Annotated in this window: 18 protein-coding genes; 11 read left to right on the top strand and 7 right to left on the bottom strand. The window is 67.5% G+C overall.

What is annotated here, in order from left to right; translation table 11 throughout:
- Positions 1–22: 22 nt before the first annotated feature.
- From D578_RS0103540 to D578_RS0103565, 6 genes are all read left to right on the top strand, one after another.
- Entirely contained in the window at positions 23–1,210 is a 1,188-nt protein-coding gene (locus tag D578_RS0103540; protein WP_018948606.1) for a beta-ketoacyl-ACP synthase, read from the top strand.
- Positions 1,207–1,986, top strand: coding sequence for a beta-ketoacyl synthase chain length factor (locus D578_RS0103545; protein ID WP_018948607.1), 780 nt, complete (start codon positions 1,207–1,209; stop codon positions 1,984–1,986). The genes D578_RS0103540 and D578_RS0103545 overlap by 4 nt, the downstream gene beginning before the upstream one ends.
- Positions 1,987–2,016: 30 nt before the next feature.
- The gene (locus tag D578_RS0103550) at positions 2,017–2,478 is read left to right on the top strand and encodes a hypothetical protein (protein WP_018948608.1); all 462 of its coding nucleotides are present in this window, start codon (positions 2,017–2,019) and stop codon (positions 2,476–2,478) included.
- The gene (fabG, locus tag D578_RS0103555) at positions 2,475–3,197 is read left to right on the top strand and encodes a 3-oxoacyl-ACP reductase FabG (RefSeq protein ID WP_018948609.1); all 723 of its coding nucleotides are present in this window, start codon (positions 2,475–2,477) and stop codon (positions 3,195–3,197) included. Before D578_RS0103550 ends, fabG begins: the two co-directional genes overlap by 4 nt.
- Before the next feature lie 7 nt (positions 3,198–3,204).
- A complete protein-coding gene (locus D578_RS0103560) occupies positions 3,205–3,930 on the top strand; it encodes a glycosyltransferase family 2 protein (protein ID WP_018948610.1) in 726 nt (241 codons plus the stop codon).
- A 92-nt stretch (positions 3,931–4,022) separates the two neighbouring features.
- Complete coding sequence (locus D578_RS0103565) at positions 4,023–4,418, top strand: hypothetical protein (protein ID WP_018145355.1); 396 nt, start codon at positions 4,023–4,025, stop codon at positions 4,416–4,418.
- Positions 4,419–4,719: 301 nt separating this feature from the next.
- Here the strand turns inward: D578_RS0103565 and D578_RS0103570 are convergent, their stop codons facing one another.
- The gene (locus D578_RS0103570) at positions 4,720–5,193 is read right to left on the bottom strand and encodes a YhcB family protein (protein ID WP_018145354.1); all 474 of its coding nucleotides are present in this window, start codon (positions 5,191–5,193) and stop codon (positions 4,720–4,722) included.
- Positions 5,194–5,352: 159 nt separating this feature from the next.
- On the opposite strand from D578_RS0103570, the gene D578_RS0103575 reads away from it, so the two are divergent.
- Complete coding sequence (locus D578_RS0103575) at positions 5,353–5,904, top strand: hypothetical protein (protein ID WP_018948611.1); 552 nt, start codon at positions 5,353–5,355, stop codon at positions 5,902–5,904.
- Between the two features lie 67 nt (positions 5,905–5,971).
- Positions 5,972–6,541 carry a hypothetical protein gene (locus D578_RS0103580; RefSeq protein WP_026289154.1) on the top strand — a complete coding sequence of 190 codons (570 nt, stop codon included), beginning with the start codon at positions 5,972–5,974 and terminating at the stop codon, positions 6,539–6,541.
- 364 nt (positions 6,542–6,905) lie between these two features.
- On the opposite strand, the gene dacB is transcribed toward D578_RS0103580, so the two are convergent.
- The 3 genes from dacB to efp all read right to left on the bottom strand — a co-directional run bounded on the left by dacB (position 6,906) and on the right by efp (position 10,030).
- A complete protein-coding gene (gene dacB, locus D578_RS0103585) occupies positions 6,906–8,309 on the bottom strand; it encodes a D-alanyl-D-alanine carboxypeptidase/D-alanyl-D-alanine-endopeptidase (protein WP_018948613.1) in 1,404 nt (467 codons plus the stop codon).
- Positions 8,310–8,481: 172 nt separating this feature from the next.
- Positions 8,482–9,441 carry an EF-P lysine aminoacylase EpmA gene (gene epmA, locus D578_RS0103590; protein ID WP_018948614.1) on the bottom strand — a complete coding sequence of 320 codons (960 nt, stop codon included), beginning with the start codon at positions 9,439–9,441 and terminating at the stop codon, positions 8,482–8,484.
- A gap of 25 nt (positions 9,442–9,466) precedes the next feature.
- Positions 9,467–10,030, bottom strand: a complete 564-nt coding sequence (gene efp / locus D578_RS0103595; protein ID WP_026289156.1) for an elongation factor P — start codon at positions 10,028–10,030, stop codon at positions 9,467–9,469.
- A gap of 77 nt (positions 10,031–10,107) precedes the next feature.
- Here efp and epmB point away from each other — a divergent pair, with 77 nt between their 5' ends.
- The 3 genes from epmB to D578_RS0103610 all read left to right on the top strand — a co-directional run bounded on the left by epmB (position 10,108) and on the right by D578_RS0103610 (position 15,201).
- Entirely contained in the window at positions 10,108–11,151 is a 1,044-nt protein-coding gene (gene epmB, locus D578_RS0103600) for an EF-P beta-lysylation protein EpmB (protein ID WP_018948616.1), read from the top strand.
- An 89-nt stretch (positions 11,152–11,240) separates the two neighbouring features.
- Positions 11,241–13,124 (top strand): hypothetical protein, encoded by a 1,884-nt coding sequence (locus D578_RS0103605; RefSeq protein ID WP_018948617.1) that lies wholly within the window; start codon positions 11,241–11,243, stop codon positions 13,122–13,124.
- A 4-nt stretch (positions 13,125–13,128) separates the two neighbouring features.
- Complete coding sequence (locus D578_RS0103610) at positions 13,129–15,201, top strand: EAL domain-containing protein (RefSeq protein WP_018948618.1); 2,073 nt, start codon at positions 13,129–13,131, stop codon at positions 15,199–15,201.
- A 377-nt stretch (positions 15,202–15,578) separates the two neighbouring features.
- Here D578_RS0103610 and dnaJ read toward each other — a convergent pair whose 3' ends face one another.
- The 3 genes from dnaJ to grpE form a co-directional block, all read right to left on the bottom strand.
- Positions 15,579–16,721, bottom strand: coding sequence for a molecular chaperone DnaJ (gene dnaJ, locus D578_RS0103615; protein WP_018948619.1), 1,143 nt, complete (start codon positions 16,719–16,721; stop codon positions 15,579–15,581).
- A 124-nt stretch (positions 16,722–16,845) separates the two neighbouring features.
- Positions 16,846–18,777, bottom strand: a complete 1,932-nt coding sequence (gene dnaK / locus D578_RS0103620) for a molecular chaperone DnaK (RefSeq protein WP_018948620.1) — start codon at positions 18,775–18,777, stop codon at positions 16,846–16,848.
- 139 nt (positions 18,778–18,916) lie between these two features.
- On the bottom strand, positions 18,917–19,483 hold the full coding sequence (grpE, locus tag D578_RS0103625; protein ID WP_018948621.1) for a nucleotide exchange factor GrpE: 567 nt from the start codon (positions 19,481–19,483) through the stop codon (positions 18,917–18,919).
- Between the last annotated feature and the right edge of the window lie 98 nt (positions 19,484–19,581).

Consider the following 19,581-nt stretch of genomic DNA (forward strand, 5'->3'; position numbering starts at 1 on the left):
CAACCCGCAGATACGCCCGTCCATGGACCCCCTGGTCATCACTGCCCACACCCTGACGAGTGCCGCCGGCACCGGGATCGCCGCCAACGCCGAGGCCCTGCGCAACGGCACCAGCGGACTGCGTGCCTGTGACTTGGAGAGCGTCAACCTGGACACCTACGTCGGCCGCGTGCCGGGCGTGGAGGCCATCGCCCTGGAGGGCGCCCTGGCCCCGTTCCAGTGTCGCAACAACCAGCTGGCCGAACTGGGGCTGCGCCAGGACGGCTTCGCCGAGGCGGTGGCCGCCGCGGCGGACCGCTACGGGGCCGACCGGGTGGCCGTATTGCTGGGCACCAGCACTTCCGGCATCGCTGCCACCGAGGCCGCCTACCACCGGCGTGATCCGCAGACCGGGGCCCTGCCGCCGGACTACGACTACCAGCACACCCAGAACATGTTCTCGCTGGCCGACTTCGTGGCCACCCGGTTCGGCTTGTCCGGGCCGGCGATGGTGGTCTCCACCGCCTGCTCGTCCAGCGCCAAGGTCTTTGCCGATGCCCGGCGCTATATCGCGGCGGGGCTTTGCGATGCAGCGGTGGTCGGCGGAGTCGACAGCCTGTGCGGCATGACGCTGTACGGCTTCAACGCCCTGCAGCTGGTGGCCGCGCAGCCCTGCACCCCGCTGGATCGCGACCGGGCCGGGATCTCCATCGGCGAGGCCGCCGGTTTCTTCCTGCTGGAGCGCCCCTCCGCGGATGCCCGCGGCCCCCTCCTGACCGGTTACGGCGAATCCAGCGATGCCCACCACATGTCCGCCCCGCACCCGGAAGGCCTGGGTGCCGCTGCCGCGTTGCAACAGACCCTGGAACGTGCCGGACGCCGGGGGGGCGAGATCGACTACGTGCTGATGCACGCCACCGCGACCCCGGCCAACGACGGCTCCGAGGCGCGCGCCCTGGTGCGCAGCCTGGGCCCGACCCCGCGCGCGGTCGGCAGCAAGGGCCTGACCGGACACACCCTGGGGGCGGCCGGCGCGGTCGGCGTGGCGCAGGCACTGGCCAGCCTCGCCGGCGGCTTCGTACCGCCCACGGCCGGGCTGCATACACTGGACCCGGAGCTTGACCTGGATGCCCGGGCCGAGGCGGAGCCACGCCCGGTGCAGCGGGTACTGGTGAATGCCTTCGGCTTCGGCGGCAACAACTGCAGCCTGCTGCTGGAGGCACCGCAATGAACACCATCGGTCTGCATGCGGTCGGGCTGCTGGGCCCGGGACTGGGCGACTTCGAGACCGCCCGCGCCATCCTCGCCGGCACGGCACCTCTGGCCGGCGACGCGATCAACATCCCGCCGGTGCGGCTGCTCCCCGCCAACGAGCGTCGACGCACCACAACCACGATCCGCCTGGCCCTGAAGGTGGCGGAAGAGGCCACGACCGACAGCGATCGCAGCCAGCTGCGCAGCGTCTTCGCCTCGTCCTCCGGCGACATGGACATCATTGATCGCATCTGCGACGCGCTCACCCAGCCGGAGCCGGTGGTCTCGCCGGTCCAGTTCCACAACTCGGTGCACAACGCCGCGGCCGGAAACTGGTCGATCGCCACCCGCAATCCGGCCCCGGCGACCGCCGTATCCGGCTACAACGCCACGGTGGCCGCCGGCTTGCTGGAGGCCGCGACGCTGCAACAATGCGAAGGTGGCGAAGTGCTGCTGACCTGCTACGACGTTCCGTCGATGGACACCTTCATCCGCGTGCGTCCGATCCCCCATGCGTTCGCGGTCGCCCTGCGCCTGGGGCCGGTGGAGGGCGCCCCCTGGCGGCTGCAGATGGATCTCGGGGGGGCGGCCGTGGCCGATCGCTGCGCAACGGACGAACTGGAGGCCCTGCGCGCGAGCAACCCGGCGGCACGCGCCCTGCCCCTGCTGGAACAACTGGCCCGGGGCACGGCCGGCCATGTTACGCTTGATGCCCCGTTGGGCCGGTCGCTGAGCATCCGCATCGAGCCCTGAACAATCGCTTGGATCAGGAAGATCCCGCGCATGCCATCCCGACCCGAAACCCTGGATCACGACGCCATCTGCCGGCTGCTGCCGCACGCCGGGGCGATGTGCCTGCTGGATTCGGTAGAGGCATGGTCCGACGACGCCATCCACTGCCGTGCCGACAGCCACCGGGATCCGGCCAACCCACTGCGTGGGGAAGGCGGCCTGCACGCCCTGGCGGCACTGGAATTCGGCGCCCAGGGCATGGCCGTGCACGGGGCGCTGCTGGCGGATGGCAGCCCGCCCCGGGCCGGCTACCTGGCGGCCGTGCGCGACCTGCAACTGCAGGCCCAACGGCTCGACGGACTCGAAGACCCGCTGGAGATCCACGCCGAACGCATCCTGTCGGATACCAACAGCTCGATCTACGACCTGCGGGTCACCGCCGGCGACCAGTCGGTGCTGAGCGCCCGCGCGACGGTGATCCTGCAACCCGCCAACGAGGAAAACACCCCGTGACCACACGCGCCCTGATTACCGGAGCCAGCGGCGCCATCGGCACCGCGATCGCCCATGCCCTGGCCGCAGCCGGCCACGAGGTGATCCTGCACGCCCATCGCAATGCCGACGCAGCCGAAGCAACGGCCGAGGCCATCCGCGCCGATGGCGGCCAGGCCCAAGTGCGGGTGTTCGACATCACCAACGAGGCCGCCTGCCGCGAGGCCCTGGAGCCCCTGGCCGCCGAACAGCCGGTGCAGATCCTGGTGCACAACGCGGGCGTCCACGACGACGCCCCACTGGCCGGGATGCGACGCGAACAGTGGGACCGACCGATCGACGTCGGGCTGAACGGCTTCTACAACGTCACCCAGCCGCTGCTGCTGCCGATGATCACCACCCGCTGGGGCCGGGTGATCGCGATCTCGTCGGTCGCCGGGCAGATCGGCAATCGCGGCCAGGCCAACTACGCAGCGGCCAAGGCCGGGCTGCACGGAGCGATCCGCTCGCTGGCACAGGAAGTCGCCTCACGCGGGATCACCGCCAACGCGGTCGCCCCCGGCATCATCGAAAGCCCGATGAGCGACTCCAGCTTCGATGCCGACCGCATCCGCAACATCGTGCCGATGCGCCGCGCCGGCCAGCCCGCGGAGGTCGCGAGTGTGGTCGGCTTCCTCGCCAGCGAGGGCGCCAGCTACGTGTCCGGTCAGGTCATCGGCGTCAATGGTGCCCTCGCCTGATCCCGTCATGAGCCACGTCGTTGCCCTGATCCCGGCCCACAACGAGGCCGCCACCATCGAAGAGGTCGTCATCGGCGCCCGCGCCCACGTGGACCGGGTGATCGTGGTGGACGACGGTTCCGAGGATGCGACCGCAAGCCTGATCGAAGACCAGGCCGAGTTGCTGCGCCAGCCCGAGAATGGCGGCAAGGCGGCCGCATTGTGGGCCGGGATGCAGCATGCCCTGGCCACCGGCGCCGACGCCGTGGTGACCCTGGACGCCGACGGCCAACACGACACCGCGGAGATCCCGGCCCTGGTCACTGCCTGGCGCGACACCCCCGAACGGCTGATCCTGGGTGCCCGACTCAAGGGCCGCGAACATACCCCGCCACTGCGACTGTTCGGCAATCGCATGGCGGACTTCTGGATTGCGTGGGCCTCGGGGCAACCGCTAAAGGACTCGCAGTCGGGGTTCCGCCTGTATCCCGCGGCGCTGCTGCGGCGCCTGGAGCTGCGCCATCATCGTGGGCGAGGCTTCGTGTTCGAAAGCGAGGCCCTGATCGTGGCCGAGCGGCTGGGATTCCCGGTGCGGGTTATCCCGGTCCGCTGCATCTACCCGGAAAATCACCGCCCCAGCCACTACCGCCCGACCGCGGACACCCTGCGCATCATCGCCATGGTCGCCGGCCACCTGCTGCGCCGCGGAATGCGCCCGCTGGGGCTGTTGCGCTCGCGGGGCCTGTTGCGCTGAAGGCCCCAGGGCGCTGCTCCGGGCCGCGCCCTTGGAAACCACCGGCACGCGTGTCTACACTCTCGACGCACCCACCCCAGAAGGAAAACGCCATGAATACCAGGACGTTGCTGGTCATCCTGTTTGCCAGCCTGATCGCGCTGGCTGGCTGCCGCGGCACGGTCCCCGTGCACAACGTCAGCGATACCACGGTCACCGATGTTGCCGGTGAACGCCCCAGCGCCGAACAGATGGAACGCGCCATCCGCACCGCCGGAACGGCGCTGGGCTGGCGCATGGAAGAGGTGGAACCGGGGCTGCTCGAAGGGCGGCTTGCGCTGCGCGACCACGTCGCCGAAGTGGAGATCCCCTATGCGGCGGGTGAATACAGCATTCGCTACAAGGACAGCACCAACCTGAACTACGCGGACGGCAACATCCACCCCAACTACAACAACTGGATCCAGAACCTGGACAATCAGATCCGGGCGCAGATCTCCGCGCTCTGAGCCCTGCCCGCACCGCGTCGGGCACACCCCGGCGCGGTGCGGGCAGGGCAAAGGGCTTTTCACCACGAAGCGCACGAAGACACGAAGAAAACCCGTAAAAGAGCATTTACAGGAAGGCTGGGAGATCGGAAGGAATGCGGTGACGGAAGAGTCTTGCTCCTCCGTTGCGGTCTTTCCCATCATCCAGTCTTCGCATCTACCTGGTAATGCTTTTTACCTGGTAATGCTTTTCAGGTTTTCTTCGCGCCTTCGTGCCTTCGTGTGCTCCGTGGTTATAACAAACCGACTCCGCGGCCGCGGGTCAGTCAGGGCGCGGGCGTTCGTCCGGCTTGCGTGCCTCGCCCTCGGAGCTCTTGGGGGTCGGCTCGTCGTCCTGGGCATCCGATTCGTTGGCGCCGCCGGCCGCCTCACCGGGGCCGGCGCCGTAGTCGCGACGCGTCATGTGCGACAGAAGCTGCCCGGCCCGGTCCTCGAGACGATCGCGGGTAGGCTTGTCCGCCAGTTCCTCCGCACTCTGGGCCAGGTGGTGGTAGAGGTCGCGGTAGGAACCCGCCATGGTCGCAAACAGCGTGGCCGTGCGATCGAAATGATCGTTGACCTGGCTGCGGTAGCGGGTCAGTTCCTGCATGCGCCGGTCGAGTTCCTCTTCCAGCTCGCGGATCAGCTTGCGCTCGTCACTGGTGACGCGGCCCACCCAGAAACCCACGAGGGCGGCGACCACGATGGCCAGGATCCCGAGGGCCACCCACAGGCCCACTGCTGTCTGTTCTTCCACCACGACATCCTCTGCAAATGGAGCCGCCATTGTGCCGCAGGCCCTCGCCGAACGCACTGCCGGGCATGCTAACCTCGCCACAACAGGGACGCCGAAACAACGCACGAAGGCCTCCGGCAGTCGTTTCAATCCGCCGTACAACCAAGAGTCAGACCCGCCATGATCGACCCGCAACATGCCCAGCAGATCCGCCAAGCCCAGGCCGGCCTGATCAACCTGGTGGTTCAGGCCACCCAGAACCCGGAGACCCGCCGCGAACTGGAGCCGGTGCTGAACCAGGCGCACGAGGCCGGCTGGGGCGACTTGATCCCGCGCATCCGCCGCGTGCTCGAAGGCGAACGCGACACATCCCTGCTGCAGGGGCTGGACGACGAGGACACGGTGATCCTGACGGCGATCCTGGCCGGCCTGCAGGACCCCTCCACCCTGCCCGACCCCGAGCAAAGCGGCGACCCGACCCAGGCGGCGCCGGGGCTTGCCCAGATGATCCACGGCGCGGCCCGCGGGGACGCCCAGTCGCTGCACTGGCTGTCGCAGATGGCCGAGCAGATGAGCCGGGCCGGGGGCGACATGGCGCGCCTGGGCGGCATCACCAAGCGCCTGGTGGACGGCGAGCGTGACCCGGATGTGCTGTGCCACGGCATGGACTCGCAAGGCGAGTCGCTGGTGCTCTCGATCCTCTCGGAGCTGGGCAAGCTCGAGCATCATTGACCAGCCCATGCGCCATTCCGGCAATTACAGACCCTGCGACCGAGGCGCGTTCCGCCTCCAGCATCTGATACTGGTCGTACTCGCCCTTTGGCTCCTGCAGGGTTGCGCCGCGGTCACACTGCAGCCACCGGGAGAGCCGGAAGACCCGGTCACCGTGGCGCTTCTGGACCACGGCAATCACTCCAGCCTGGTCCTGCCGACCGAGACCCCGGACGCCTGGCTGCGCTATTCCTACGGCGACTGGTCCTTTTACGTCGAGCGGCGAATCAATCCCCTGCAGGGACTGGCCGGCCTTTTCCTGCCCACACGGGCGGGCCTCGGCCGGCAGTCCCTGACCGGCCCCGAGCTGCAAGACGCGGCGATGACCCAGTTGCGGGTGCCGCTGGAGCAACTTCATCTGCTAACGGTCCCCGGCGCCAGGGTCACGGCGCTGCGCGAGGAGCTGGAGAACATCTGGCAGGCCGGCCACGACGCGCGTCACGAATCCGCCGCCTGGGACATGTCCTTCGTCGAACATCCCAAGGCCTACACCCTGCGCAACAACTCCAACCGCATGGTCGCGCACTGGCTGACGGCCCTGGAGGTCGACGTCTCGCGCCTCCCGATCATGTCCAACTGGAAGATCGACTCGCCCTGATCGCCAAAGGGCGGGACCACCACGAAACGCACGAAGACACGAAGAAAGGCAAAAGCCTTTTCACCACAGACGGCACGGAGGACACACAGAAAAGGAAGGAAATTGGCGACGCTTGGAGTGACGAGGGCCGGGAACAATCTGTAGATGTATTTCGAGGCCTTTCGCTCCCCACCCCTGATCTTCTCCGTGTCCTCTGTGGTGCCGTCCAATGATGCGTTTCGCGGTGCTCAACGCATCCTACGGTGGACGATGTCCAGCCGCGGGGTGCCGTTGCGGAGCTTTGTAGGATGTGTCGAGCGTAGCGAAACGCATCGACCGAGGCTTGCCCTGCTTCGTGCGCTTCGTGGTGGATAAACGACGTGCGTCAAAGGCGATGGGCCCACTCCAGAACGGCATCCTGCAGGTTGCGGCCGAGGCCCTGATGCGCGCGGCGGTCGTTGACCAGCACCACCACGGCCAGATCATCCCCGCCTTGCGTGCGCACGTAGCCGGCGACCGCGGAAACCTCGTTCAGGTGGCCGGTCTTCAGGTGCATCCGCCCGCGCAGGTCGCGCTGGCTGCCATTGCGGAAGCGGTTGCGCAGGGTTCCATCCAGCCCGGCCAGGGCCAGGGAGGACTGGAATTCCGGACGGTGCGGGTGCTGCCATCCGCCCTCGAGGATCTGGCCCAGCTGGCGCGCCGTCATGCGGGTGTCGCGACTGAGTCCCGACCCGTTGTCGACCACCATGCCGCCCACCTCGACCCCCAGGCCGCGCAGCGACTCCAGCAGGGCCTGCTGCCCCTTCTCCAGCGTGGCCGGCGGGGTGAAGTGACGCGCCCCCAGGGTCAGCAGCAGGTGGCGGGTCATCACGTTGGAGCTCCACTTGTTGGAGACCCGGATCAGATCCGCCAGCGGCCGCGAGGTATGCCGCAGGATCGGTTCGTCGTACAACACCGGCAGCACGCCGGGGCGAATGTCGCCGGTCAGCTCGCCGCCCCACTGCGACCAGTGCAGACGGAACATCTCGGCGTGATTGGCCTCCGGTGTCAGGACCGTACGCAGCAATTCGTAATCCCCGCAGTTAACCGGGTACTCGCCGGCCAGGGTCACGCGCTGTGCCTCGGGGTCGGCGTCGAAGCGAATTCCCCGCTGCCAGGCCCCGCAGCTGCCGCGCGACGGCTGCAGGCGATTCACGACCGTCAGCCCCGGCAGCGGCGGATCGACGGTCACGTCGATCCCGTTCCCATGCCGCTCCGGCCGCACGCGAAAACGCTGGGCATTGGCGTTTACGTGCAGGGCATAGGGCGGCTGGTTGTAGGCCCGCAGCGGCTGGTCGTTGAATGCGGACGGGTCGCCCGGTGGCAGTTCGAAATGCGAGGCATCGAGAATGACGTTGCCCTCGATGCGCCGCAGCCCGGTCTGACGCAGCTGCCCCAGCATGCGCCAGTGCTCCTCGCTGACCATGCCGGGGTCCCCGGTCCCGCGGATCACCAGATCGCCGCGCAACACACCGTCGCGCACCGGTCGCGTGGCCCACACCTCGGTGGTCCAGGTGTACTCCGGGCCCAGCTCGTTGAGGGCCGCCAGCGAGGTTGCCAGCTTGATGGTGGAGGCAGGGTTGTATGGCTGATCGGCATTCAGGCGCGCGAGTACAGCGCCATCGGACATCCGCTGAACCCACAGGCCCACGTTTGCCGGCGGCAGACGCTGGCTCTCGATCGCCCGCTGCAGCGGTCCCGGGAGATGTTCGAACTGCGCCTGTGCGGCCAGTGGAGCCAGCCACAACATCAGGATCAGGGCGGCGGATACGAAACACCAAGAAGATCCGGACCGGGGCCCGGGGCGGCGCGAAAAAAGACAAGGGGACATTGGGACCAGCCATCCTGCATGAGAGCCTTCGGAAACGGCCCCTATAGTGTGCCGCCACCCCGGCCGCTACAAGCCCTCCGGACGGTCTTCGTTACGCCCAGGGAAAGTCGATCACCTGATCGATACGCGACGCCCCCAACAGACGCATCAGCAACCGGTCCACGCCCAGGGCCACGCCCGCGCAGTCCGGGAGCCCGGCCTCCAGTGCCCCCTCCAGGTGCCGATCCGCTGGGGGGAGTGGCTGACCACGCGCACGGCGGATCGCGATATCCCGTTCGCGACGGCTGCGGAACACCACCGGATCGGTCAGCTCGTGGTAGCCGTTGGCCAGCTCCAGGCCGCCCCAGTAGAGCTCGAAACGGGCGGCATAGCCCGGGCGGTCCGCGCAGGGGCGCGCGAGCACGGCCTGGCTCTCGGGGTAATCGCACAGGATTGTCAGCCGGTCCGGCGGGAAACCCGGCGCGATCACGAGGCTGATCAGGGCATCCAGCCAGCCGTCCCGGTCCAGCCCGCCGCGGATGGTCAGTCCGTGGTCCCCCGCGACCCGTTCCAGCTCCACGGCATCCGCCTCCGTCGGGTCCACCCCCAAAGTCGAGCGAAACAGATCGGCATAGGCGACCGCCTCGCAACCCCGGGGCGCGTGCCAGTCGGGAGACTGCGCGGCCTGATCCGCGATCAGGGCCACCACCTCGCGCGCCAGTGCGTGATGGTCCAGGCCCAGGCGATACCACTCCAGCAGGGTGAATTCGGGGTTGTGCCGCGGGCCGGATTCGCCTCCGCGGAAGACCCGGGCGATCTGGTAGATATCCGGGGCGCCGTCCGCCAGCAGGCGCTTCATCGGGTATTCCGGCGAGGTCTGCAGGTAGCCTTGTTCGCCGCCGGGGGCCTGTGCCTCCCAGCTCTCCAGCATCGGATCCTGCGGCGCGCCCCGACTCAGGATCGGGGTCTCGACCTCGAGCACCCCACGGGCCGCGAAGAAGGCCCGCAGCCCGGCCAGCAGGCGGGCGCGCGCCGCGCGGGCCGGCGCCGCACCCGGACGCCAGTCGGTCATGTCGCAGGGCCCGCCGGGTTCCGGCTCACACGCGCGAGACGTACTCGCCGTTGCGGGTATCCACCTTCACCGTCTCGCCCTCTTCGACGAACAACGGGACCTTGACTACCGCGCCGCTCTCCAGCGTGGCCGGCTTGGTGCCGCCCTGCGCGGTGTCACCGCGCAGGCCCGGATCGCACTGGGTAATCTTCAGTTCGGTGAAGGACGGCGGCACCACCGACAGCGGTTCGCCGTTCCACAGGGTCACGGTGCAAATATCCTGCTCCTTCAACCACTGCCCGGAATCGCCCAGCGCCGCCTCGCCGACGGCATACTGCTCGAAGGTATCCGGCACCATGAAGTGCCAGAACTCGCCATCGGTGTAGAGATACTGCATCTCGGTATCCATCACGTCGGCGGCCTCCACCGACTCGCCGGACTTGAAGGTCTTCTCCAGCACCCGGCCGGTGCGCAGATTGCGCAGCTTGACCCGGCTGAAGGCCTGACCCTTGCCCGGCTTGACGAACTCGTTCTCCACGATGGACTGCGGGTCGCCGTCCAGCAGGAGCTTGAGACCGGCCTTGAATTCGTTGGTACTGTAGGTTGCCATTGCGCGCTGTTCCTCGATGATGCGTGGCGCGGACATGCCGCCCCCTCCGGAAACGATCCATGCCCACAAAGCCCGTCATGATAACGCGCGCGCCGCGCGGAACCCAGCCACCCGAACCGGCATCCACACCGGCCTGGCAGCAGGCGCTGGCGCGCGCGATCGCCGATCCCGAGATCCTCGTGGAACGCCTGGGGCTTCCGCCGGGGGCGCTGCCGGGCATGCACGCCGGGCATCAACTGTTCCGCACCCGCATCCCGGAGAGCTACCTGACGCGCATCCGCCCCGGCGACCCGCGGGATCCCCTGCTGTTGCAGGCCCTGCCGGACGCGCGCGAGGCCATCGAGTCCCCGGGCTTCGTCAGTGACCCGGTCGGCGACCATGAGGCCCTGGCCGCCCCCGGCCTGGTGCACAAGTACCATGGCCGGGTGCTGCTGCTGACCACCGGGGCCTGCGCCATCCATTGCCGCTACTGCTTCCGCCGCGAGTTCGACTATGCCGACCACAATCCGGCCCGGGACGATTGGGAACCCGCGCTGGACTACATCGCGGCGCATCCGGATATCCGCGAGGTCATACTCAGCGGCGGCGACCCGCTGAGCCTGTCGGATACCCGCCTGGCACGACTGGCGGAACGGCTGAGCGGCATCCCGCATCTCGAACGCCTGCGCATCCATACACGCCTGCCGGTCGTGCTGCCGGAACGCGTCGACGACCGCCTGCTGGCCTGGCTCGGCAAGGGCCGTCTGCAGCACATCCTGGTGCTGCACGCGAACCACCCGCGCGAGTTCGCCGCACCGGCCGATGCCGCGCTCGATCGCCTGCGCACCGCTGGGGTCACGCTGCTCAACCAGGCGGTACTGCTGGCCGGCATCAACGACGACGCCGAGACCCTGATCGACCTGCAGGAGGCCGGCTTCCGCCTCGGCGTGTTGCCCTACTATCTGCACCAGCTCGATCGCACCCGCGGCACGGCCCACTTCGAGGTACCGGATGCCCGCGCGCGCGAACTTTACCGCGCCCTGCATGCCCGCCTGCCGGGCTACCTCGTCCCGCGACTGGCGCGCGAGATCCCCGGCGAACCCGGAAAGACCCTGCAGACACCCTTTCCCGCGCGTAAATGAGCGCCGCCAACATCCACACCGAATCCGCGGTTTGCTGCTAAAGTAACGCCAGAACCCTGCAACCGGCCCAGCAACCACTGGACACGCCCATGCTGCAAGCCCTGCCCGAGCTGCCCGTGCGACCGGCCGGTCCCGACGGCTTCCCCCACCAGACCCCGCAAGCACTGCACGCCTGGTGCGCGGAGCTGCCCGGCAGCGAGCCAGAGCTCGGCATCCAGCGCATCCGCGAGGCCCTGGACGGGCTGAACGCGATCGCACTGCGCCCCGGAACCCGAGCCACGCTGGTCGCAATACTGGAAGATCATTTCCTGCCGCTACTCCCGCCCATGGAGCGGCTGCTGCGCCAGCGGCCCCTGCCCCTGGGCAATCGCAGCCGCAAGCGCGCCGATGTTTACAGCGCCGCCGTGCGCGCCCTCCTCACTGCGGAGCTGCTGGTGGTCCGCGAACGCGCGGACGCGCACGACAACCGCCACGCGGAACGCCTGACGGCACCCCTGCAGGCCGCAGTCGCACTGCTGGGGGCCCTGAGCATGCACCACTGGCGGCTGTACCAGACCGTGCCGCCTGGCCACTGGCAGCGGCTGTTCGATGTGCTGCGCCTGGCGCGTGAGCAGGGGATCGCCGACGAGCGGCCCGCCACCGACAAGCGCTTCGGTCCGCTGGAGGTGGACCGCATCGAAGCCATGAGCGCACGGCTGATGATACTGGGAAGCACCGACCCCAATGCGTTGAAGATGGGCGAAATGGACTTGCTGGCTCGCTGGGCCAACACGCTGCCCCTCGCCTGCACCGCCACCCCCGACCCGGAACAGCACCCCGATCTTCCCGTACTGCGCTGCGATCTCGACCGCGACCACGCCCCGGGCCTGGTCCTGCGCGGGACACCGGCCACCGATCCCGCCTGCTTCATTGAGCTGACGCCGGCGCTGGACGCCCTTCGTGAGCGCCCCGACGACCTGGAACCGCGCGGCCGCGGCGAGGGCCAGCCGCTGGCCGAACACTTGTTACGCCTGTGGTCGAACCTGCCGACCCGCCGTCACAGCCGCGAGAGCGCCAGCGACCTGGAGCGGATCTGCGTGATGGGCCTGGAACGTATCCATGATTTCCTGCTGATGGAGATGGACAGCCGACGCGCGCCCGAGACGGAGGCCACCGGGGCAGAGGAAGCGCCGGAGACCAGTCTGAAATCCCTGCAAGAACGTGACCGCGGCGTCAGCGTGTTCGAACTGTCAAAGACCGCGCGGCGCGGTTCGGATCTCGCCCTGGTAGACACCCCGCACCGCTCCGGCCGCGAGCGTGAATTGCGACCGCTCGCGGACGACACGCCGAATACCGCCGCGACCGCCTGGGAAGATGTCGGGCGCGGACTCGAGATCGCTGGCCGCGATGAATCCACGGGGCCGATCACCAAGCGTCACCCCCCGGAACACTGGCAGGTGGACGACATCGGTGCCGGCGGCGTGCGTCTACGCCTGGACAACCCCCAGCAGCCCTTGCTGATCGGGGACCTCGTCGGCTTGCGTTCCGTGGATGACCATCGCTGGACCATCGGGGTCCTGCGCTGGATTCGCTTCGACGACCAGGCCGGCAGTCTGATCAGCATCGGCGTGGAGTTTCTCGCCGATCGCTGCCTGCCCATGCAGATTCAGGATTTCCGCAATGGCATCGCGGCGGGAGTCCCGCAATCAGGACTGTTCGCCCCGCAGCGCACCGATGCCGACGGGGCGGTACTGTTCCTGCCGGCGCAGGTATTCGATCATGAAAAACGCGTCGTCTGCTGGCTGAACGGGCGCGCCCGCGTTCTGGAACTGGACAGCGAGCGCACGGGCACTACGCTGTTTACCGAGGTGGGCTGCCGCATGACCGCCCTGGAGGTCGGCCAGCCGGCCGGCGAGACGCCCGACATCGCTGACGGACCGGCCCTCGCGGATGACGACGGACCGCCATTCACCACCCGCAACGGCGACGACTAGCCCCATGAACGAAACCATTCGCACGCTCTTCGTGACCAGCAACCCGAACCGGGCTGAAGAGGTCATCAGCAGTATCCGGACCCGCGGCAACGCGATCCGGCCGGAGCAGGTATCCGGCAGCGACGCCCTGGCCGAGGCGCTGGAGGGCCGGCGCTTCGACGTGATCGTCCTGATCGAACCCGGCCTGGCCCTGACCCGGGAACACGTCGACGCGGCACTGCACGCATCCGGTCGACGTACCCCGCTGGTCATCATGACCGAGCGCCCCGAACCCGCGCGCATAGACGACTACGAGGCCGGCGCCTATGCACTCGTCGATCACGAACTGCACGAACTGGCCGGCATCCTTGCGGTGCGCGCCGCCGAGCAGTTCCAGCTGCGCCAGCGGATGGGGCGCATGGACGCCTCGCTGCAGGAGTCCGAACGCCGCTGCCAGCTGTTGCTGGACAACTCGCGCGACGCCATCGCCTACGTGCACGAGGGCATGCACATTTATGCCAACGCGTCATGGCGCGAGCGCTTCGGGATTGCCGATCCGGAAGAAGTGGACGGCCTGCCGCTGATGGACCTGATCGCCCCGGAGAGCCGCGACGAACTGAAGGGCCTTCTGCGCCGCTTCCAGAATGGCGAGGAAGGTGACCAGACCCATCAGGCCTTCCAGCTGCAGGCGTTTGACGGCACGCCGTTCGAGGCCAACCTGCGCCTGTCCACCGCCAGCGTCGAGGGGGAGGCCTGCACCCAGGTGCTGCTGGACGCGGCCCAGGAGGACCCGGAGCTGGCCGAGAAGATCGACTACCTCTCGCAGCGTGACCTGGTCACCGGGCTCTACAACCGCCAGCACTTCTCCGGAATGATCGAGACCGCGCAGAGCCAGGCCGCGCAGTCGGAAAAGCCCTTCGCCCTGATCACCCTCGCGGTGGACCGCTTCCCCGAGATCCGTGCCAACGTCGGGATGTCCGCCAGCGATCTGCTGCTTGCCGATATCGGCAAGCTGATCGAGGATCACTTTCCCGACCCGGCCATCGCCGCACGCCTGGAGGCCGAGCACTTCGGAATCGTGGTCCCCGACACCCGGCGCAACGAGGTGGAGGCCCGCATCCACGGTCTGATGGAGGCGGTCACCGGACGTGTCTTCGAACTCGGCAACGCCTCGACCAACTGCAGCCTGTCGGGCGGCATCGTGATCGCCGACGAGACGGCGGTGGATACCGAAGAACTGTTGACCCACGCCGACCGTGCCCTGCAAGAGGCCGTGGAGGCCGGGGGCGGAAACCACCGCTTCTTCCGTCCCGCAGAAGGCGAGATGACCCAGGCGCAGAACGACCAGCAGTGGAAGCTGCGCATTCAGGACGCCCTGGAACACAACCGCCTGGAACTGCTGTATCAGCCGATCGTGAACCTGCACGGCGCCGATCGCCCGCGCTACTCGATCTTCGTGCGCCTGCGTGACGCCGAGGGGCATATCCACGAGCCGGATGCCTTCCTGCCCAGTGCCGAGCGCACCGAGATGGCGGCACCCATCGACCGCTGGGTCTTGAAGGCGGCGCTGCAGACGCTGACGGAACAGCTGAAGAAAGACCCGGCCACCCAGTTCTTCCTCAAACTGACCAACGGTTCGCTGGGCGACCCCTCCGTGGTCAGCTGGCTGCACAACGACCTGCACAGCATGCGCATCCCCGCCGACAACGTGGTCGTGGAGCTGAAGGAACCCACCGTGGTTACCCACCTGAAGCCGGCGATCCACGTCGCCCGCGGGCTAAAGGAAATGCATGGCCATCTGTGCATCGACGACTTCGGCAGCGGGCTGAACCCGTTCCAGCTCCTGCAGCACCTGGAGGCGGATCACATCAAGCTGGACCCGTCCTATGTGAAGAACCTGGCCGAGAGCGAGGAGAACCAGCAGTTGATCCGCGAGCACACCGATGCCGCGCATGCCAAGGGCAAACAGGTCATCGTGCCCTATGTCGAGGACGCCAGCGTGCTCGCCGTGCTCTACAGCCTGAACGTGAACCTTGTGCAGGGCTACTTCCTGCAGGCACCGATGCCCGCCCCCACCTTCGATTTCGCCTCCACCTAGGGAGACGCTGATTGAATCGCACGCTCGCGTTGGTGCCCCCTGTTTCCCGAGACCAGGCGCGTCGTGCAGCGGGTAGTGGTTCTACCCGCAAGCGGCGCAACGCAGGATCGGGCCATTCTCATTGAAATGGGGGGGCACCAACCCGACAAGTGATTGAAGGAGCGGGCTCGGCCGCCCGTTGTTGACGAAAACGGGCGCGCGCACGGCGTTGCGGCTCCCTTGTGCAGAATGACTGCACGGCAGTCGCCGCGCCTTGTTCGCACGCAAAAGCGACTCGAGCGCGAGCGCGCGATTCAATCAGCGCCTCCCTAGCCCCAACGCAACAGGCCCCGGCAAAAACCGGGGCCTGTGCGAAGCATCGTCGTCGCCCTACGGGCCTACTTGGACCAGAAGTTCAGGTCCTCGAAGAACCCCTTAACACCGTCCAGCCAGGAGTGTGCCTGCGGGCTGTGCTTGGTGCCGCCGGCCTGGGTGGATTCATCGAACTGGCGCAGGAGCTGCTTCTGCTCCTTGGTCAGGTTGATCGGCGTCTCCACCGCCACGCGGCAGATCAGGTCGCCAACCCCGCCGCCGTGCACGGACTTCACGCCCTTGCCACCGACCCGGAACTGCTTGCCGGTCTGGGTCTCCGCAGGGACCTTCAGCTTGACCCTGCCATCCAGCGACGGCACTTCCAAATCGCCGCCCAGGGCGGCAGTGGCGAACGACACCGGCACCTCGCAGTGCAGGTCCGAGCCCTCGCGCCGGAACAGCTTGTGCGGTTTGACCCGCACCTGCACGTACAGATCACCCGGCGGGCCGCCATTCATGCCCGCCTCGCCCTGGCCTCCCAGGCGGATGCGGTCACCGCTATCCACCCCGGCCGGGATCTTCACGTCCAGGGTGCTCTGCTCCTGCACCCGACCCTGGCCGTGGCAGGACTTGCAGGGGCTGGAGACGACCTTGCCCGCGCCCTCGCAGCGCGGGCAGGTCTGCTGCACCGAGAAGAAACCCTGCTGGATGCGCACCTGGCCGACCCCATTACAGGTCGGGCAGGTCTCCGGCGAGGTCCCCGGCTCGGCGCCCGAGCCATCACAGGCCTCACAGCTGACGGTGGTCGGAATACGGACCTTCACCTCGGTGCCGAACACCGCCTCTTCCAGGGTCAGGTCCAGGTTGTACTGCAGATCCGAGCCGCGATAGGCGCGCTGGCCGCGGCCACCCCCGCCGCCACCGAAGATATCTCCGAAGATATCTTCGAAGATATCGCTGAAGTTCGAGGCACCGGCACCACCACCGCCGGCACTGCCGTCCACCCCGGCGTGGCCGTAGCGATCGTAGGCGGCCCGCTTCTGATCATCGCTGAGGACGTCATAGGCGGCGCGCGCCTCCTTGAACTTGGCCTCGGCCTCCGCATCCCCGGGGTTGCGGTCGGGGTGGTGCTTCATCGCCAGGCGGCGAAAGGCCTTCTTGATATCGGCAGCCGAGGCGTCCTTGGAGACACCCAGCACCTCGTAATAATCGCGTTGTGACATGGTCATTCCCTGCTGATTCGTGCGCGCGAACGCGGAATGCCTTCACGCAAACGCCCGGAGTCACGAGTACCCCGGGCGCGGCGTTCAAACAGTTCCGGCGGGACGCTAGAGCGCCCCGCCGGCTGTGGCATCAGCCCTGCTTTTTCTGGTCGTCGTCGACTTCCTCGAACTCGGCGTCCACGACGTCGTCGCCCTGCTGGCCACCCTCGGCCTGCTCGGCCCCGGCCTCGCCCGCGGCGTCCGCGCCCTGGGCATAGGCCTTCTCGGCCAGCTTGCCGGAGGCCTCGGCGAGCTTCTGCGCCGCCTGCTCGATCGCCTCGGGGTCGTCGCCTTCCATCGCGGTCTTGGTCTCGGCCACCGCCGACTCGATCGCGGTGCGCTCGTCGTCGGAGACCTGGTCAGCCAGGTCCTTCAGGGACTTCTCGGCCGAGTGCACCAGACCATCAGCCTGGTTGCGCGCCTGGACCAGCTGCTGGAACTTCTTGTCGTCCTCGGCGTGGGCCTCGGCGTCCTTGACCATCTGGTCGACTTCGTCGTCGGACAGGCCGGAGGAGGCCTTGATCACGATCTTGTTCTCCTTGCCGGTCGCCTTGTCCTTGGCCGAGACATTCAGGATACCGTTGGAATCGATGTCGAAGGTGACCTCGATCTGCGGCACGCCGCGCGGCGCGGCCGGGATGTCCTGCAGGTCGAAGCGACCCAGCGACTTGTTCGCACTGGCCATGTCGCGCTCGCCCTGCAGCACGTGCACGGTCACCGCGGTCTGGTTGTCTTCCGCGGTGGAGAACACCTGATTGGCCCGGGTCGGGATGGTGGTGTTCTTCTCGATCAGCTTGGTCATCACGCCACCCATCGTCTCGATACCGAGCGACAACGGGGTCACATCCAGCAGCAGCACGTCCTTGACGTCGCCACCCAGCACGCCGGCCTGCACCGCGGCACCGACCGCGACGGCCTCGTCCGGGTTCACGTCCTTGCGCGGCTCCTTGCCGAAGAACCCTTGCACCGCTTCCTGCACCTTGGGCATGCGGGTCTGGCCGCCGACCAGGATCACGTCATCCACCTCGGAGGCGGACAGGCCGGCATCCTTCAGCGCGACCTTGCACGGCTCGATGGAGCGCTTGACCAGATCCTCGACCAGGCTCTCCAGCTTGGCGCGGGTGATCTTCAGCGCCAGATGCTTGGGCCCGGTGTTGTCGGCCGTGATGTACGGGAGGTTCACCTCGGTCTGCTGGCTGGAGGACAGCTCGATCTTGGCCTTCTCGGCGGCCTCCTTCACGCGCTGCATCGCCAGCGGATCGCCCTTGATGTCGATGCCCTGATCCTTCTTGAATTCCTCGACCAGGTAGTCGATCAGGCGGTTGTCGAAGTCCTCGCCACCGAGGAAGGTATCCCCGTTGGTCGCCAGCACCTCGAACTGGTGCTCGCCATCCACCTCGGCGATCTCGATAATCGAGACGTCGAAGGTACCGCCACCCAGGTCGTACACGGCGATCTTGCGATCCCCGCGCTGCTTGTCCATGCCATAGGCGAGCGCGGCCGCGGTCGGCTCGTTGATGATGCGCTTGACCTCGAGCCCGGCAATCTTGCCGGCGTCCTTGGTCGCCTGGCGCTGGGAGTCGTTGAAGTACGCCGGGACGGTGATGACCGCCTCGGTGACCTCTTCGCCGAGATAGTCCTCGGCGGTCTTCTTCATCTTCTGCAGCACGCGCGCCGAGATCTCCGGCGGGGCCATCTTCTTGCCCTGCACCTCGATCCAGGCGTCGCCGTTGTCGGCCTTCACGATGTTGTAGGAGACGAGCTTGATGTCCTTCTGGACCTCGTCTTCCTGGAACTTGCGACCAATCAGGCGCTTGGAAGCGAACACGGTGTTCTGCGGGTTGGTGACCGCCTGGCGCTTCGCGGACTGGCCAACCAGCACCTCGCCGTCGTCACTGAACGCGACGATGGACGGGGTGGTGCGGGTGCCTTCCGCGTTCTCGATGACCTTGGCCTGATCGCCTTCCATTACGGCGACGCAGGAATTGGTGGTCCCGAGGTCAATACCAATGATCTTGCCCATGACTAAAATCTCCTGATGCGAAAAATTTGGCGCTGCAGAGAACGCTTCTCTGCCAACTTGTACGGGAATCTGGGGCCCCGGGGCCGGTTTTCAAGGGGATCGTGTCCGATTCCCCGAAAACCGGCCCGAAAAGACGACGTCAGGCGCTCTCGTCGATGTTCGGCGAGGTCGGCGCCTTGGAGACCACCACCATCGCCGGGCGCAGCACGCGGTCCTGCAGCCGGTAGCCCTTCTGCATGGTCGCCACCACGGTGTTCGGCGGGTGCTCCGGGTCTTCCTGCATGGACATCGCCTGGTGACGTTCCGGATCGAAGCGTTGCCCGGTCGGGTCCTCGGACTGGATGCCGAACTTCTCGAACACCCGGGTCAGGTTCTTCAGGGTCAGCTCGGCGCCTTCGATGATGCGCTCGACATCCTTGGACTCGCGCGCCGCCTGCAGGCCCAACTCCAGCGAGTCGCCCACCTCCAGCATCTCGGCGGCGAACTTCTCCATGGCGTACTTGTGCGCATTTTCCAGCTCGCGCTCGAAGCGCCGGCGCTGGTTCTCCAGCTCGGCCTGGGCGCGCAGGGCCTGGTCGCGGCGCTCTTCGGCCAGGGCCTCGAGCTCCTGCAGCCGATCGTCCGTGCCGCCCTCGGCCTCGGCGGCCTCCTCGTTCCGGGTCTCGAGTTCTTCCGGCTGTTCCTGGGGTTCCCGCTGTTCGGACATGCTGGCCTCGCAAATCAATGAAAAACAGAATCGCCCGCCGCGCCGATCACCGGCGGACAGGGTGGATTGGGTTGTCTATCTGGATGCTGGGGGCATTC

The sequence above is a fragment of the Thioalkalivibrio sp. ALMg11 genome (genome assembly GCF_000377905.1).
Lineage (GTDB): Bacteria > Pseudomonadota > Gammaproteobacteria > Ectothiorhodospirales > Ectothiorhodospiraceae > Thioalkalivibrio.

Bases quoted from the DNA above. Each gene is read 5' to 3' on its own strand.
- dnaJ (WP_018948619.1), bottom strand. From the start codon at position 16,721: ATGACCATGTCACAACGCGATTATTACGAGGTGCTGGGTGTCTCCAAG.
- D578_RS0103565 (WP_018145355.1), top strand. From the start codon at position 4,023: ATGAATACCAGGACGTTGCTGGTCATCCTGTTTGCCAGCCTGATCGCG.
- epmA (WP_018948614.1), bottom strand. From the start codon at position 9,441: ATGACCGACTGGCGTCCGGGTGCGGCGCCGGCCCGCGCGGCGCGCGCC.
- D578_RS0103605 (WP_018948617.1), top strand. From the start codon at position 11,241: ATGCTGCAAGCCCTGCCCGAGCTGCCCGTGCGACCGGCCGGTCCCGAC.
- grpE (WP_018948621.1), bottom strand. From the start codon at position 19,483: ATGTCCGAACAGCGGGAACCCCAGGAACAGCCGGAAGAACTCGAGACC.
- D578_RS0103575 (WP_018948611.1), top strand. From the start codon at position 5,353: ATGATCGACCCGCAACATGCCCAGCAGATCCGCCAAGCCCAGGCCGGC.
- efp (WP_026289156.1), bottom strand. From the start codon at position 10,030: ATGGCAACCTACAGTACCAACGAATTCAAGGCCGGTCTCAAGCTCCTG.
- D578_RS0103610 (WP_018948618.1), top strand. From the start codon at position 13,129: ATGAACGAAACCATTCGCACGCTCTTCGTGACCAGCAACCCGAACCGG.
- D578_RS0103560 (WP_018948610.1), top strand. From the start codon at position 3,205: ATGAGCCACGTCGTTGCCCTGATCCCGGCCCACAACGAGGCCGCCACC.
- epmB (WP_018948616.1), top strand. From the start codon at position 10,108: ATGATAACGCGCGCGCCGCGCGGAACCCAGCCACCCGAACCGGCATCC.
- D578_RS0103550 (WP_018948608.1), top strand. From the start codon at position 2,017: ATGCCATCCCGACCCGAAACCCTGGATCACGACGCCATCTGCCGGCTG.
- dnaK (WP_018948620.1), bottom strand. From the start codon at position 18,777: ATGGGCAAGATCATTGGTATTGACCTCGGGACCACCAATTCCTGCGTC.
- D578_RS0103545 (WP_018948607.1), top strand. From the start codon at position 1,207: ATGAACACCATCGGTCTGCATGCGGTCGGGCTGCTGGGCCCGGGACTG.
- D578_RS0103540 (WP_018948606.1), top strand. From the start codon at position 23: ATGGACCCCCTGGTCATCACTGCCCACACCCTGACGAGTGCCGCCGGC.
- dacB (WP_018948613.1), bottom strand. From the start codon at position 8,309: ATGTTGTGGCTGGCTCCACTGGCCGCACAGGCGCAGTTCGAACATCTC.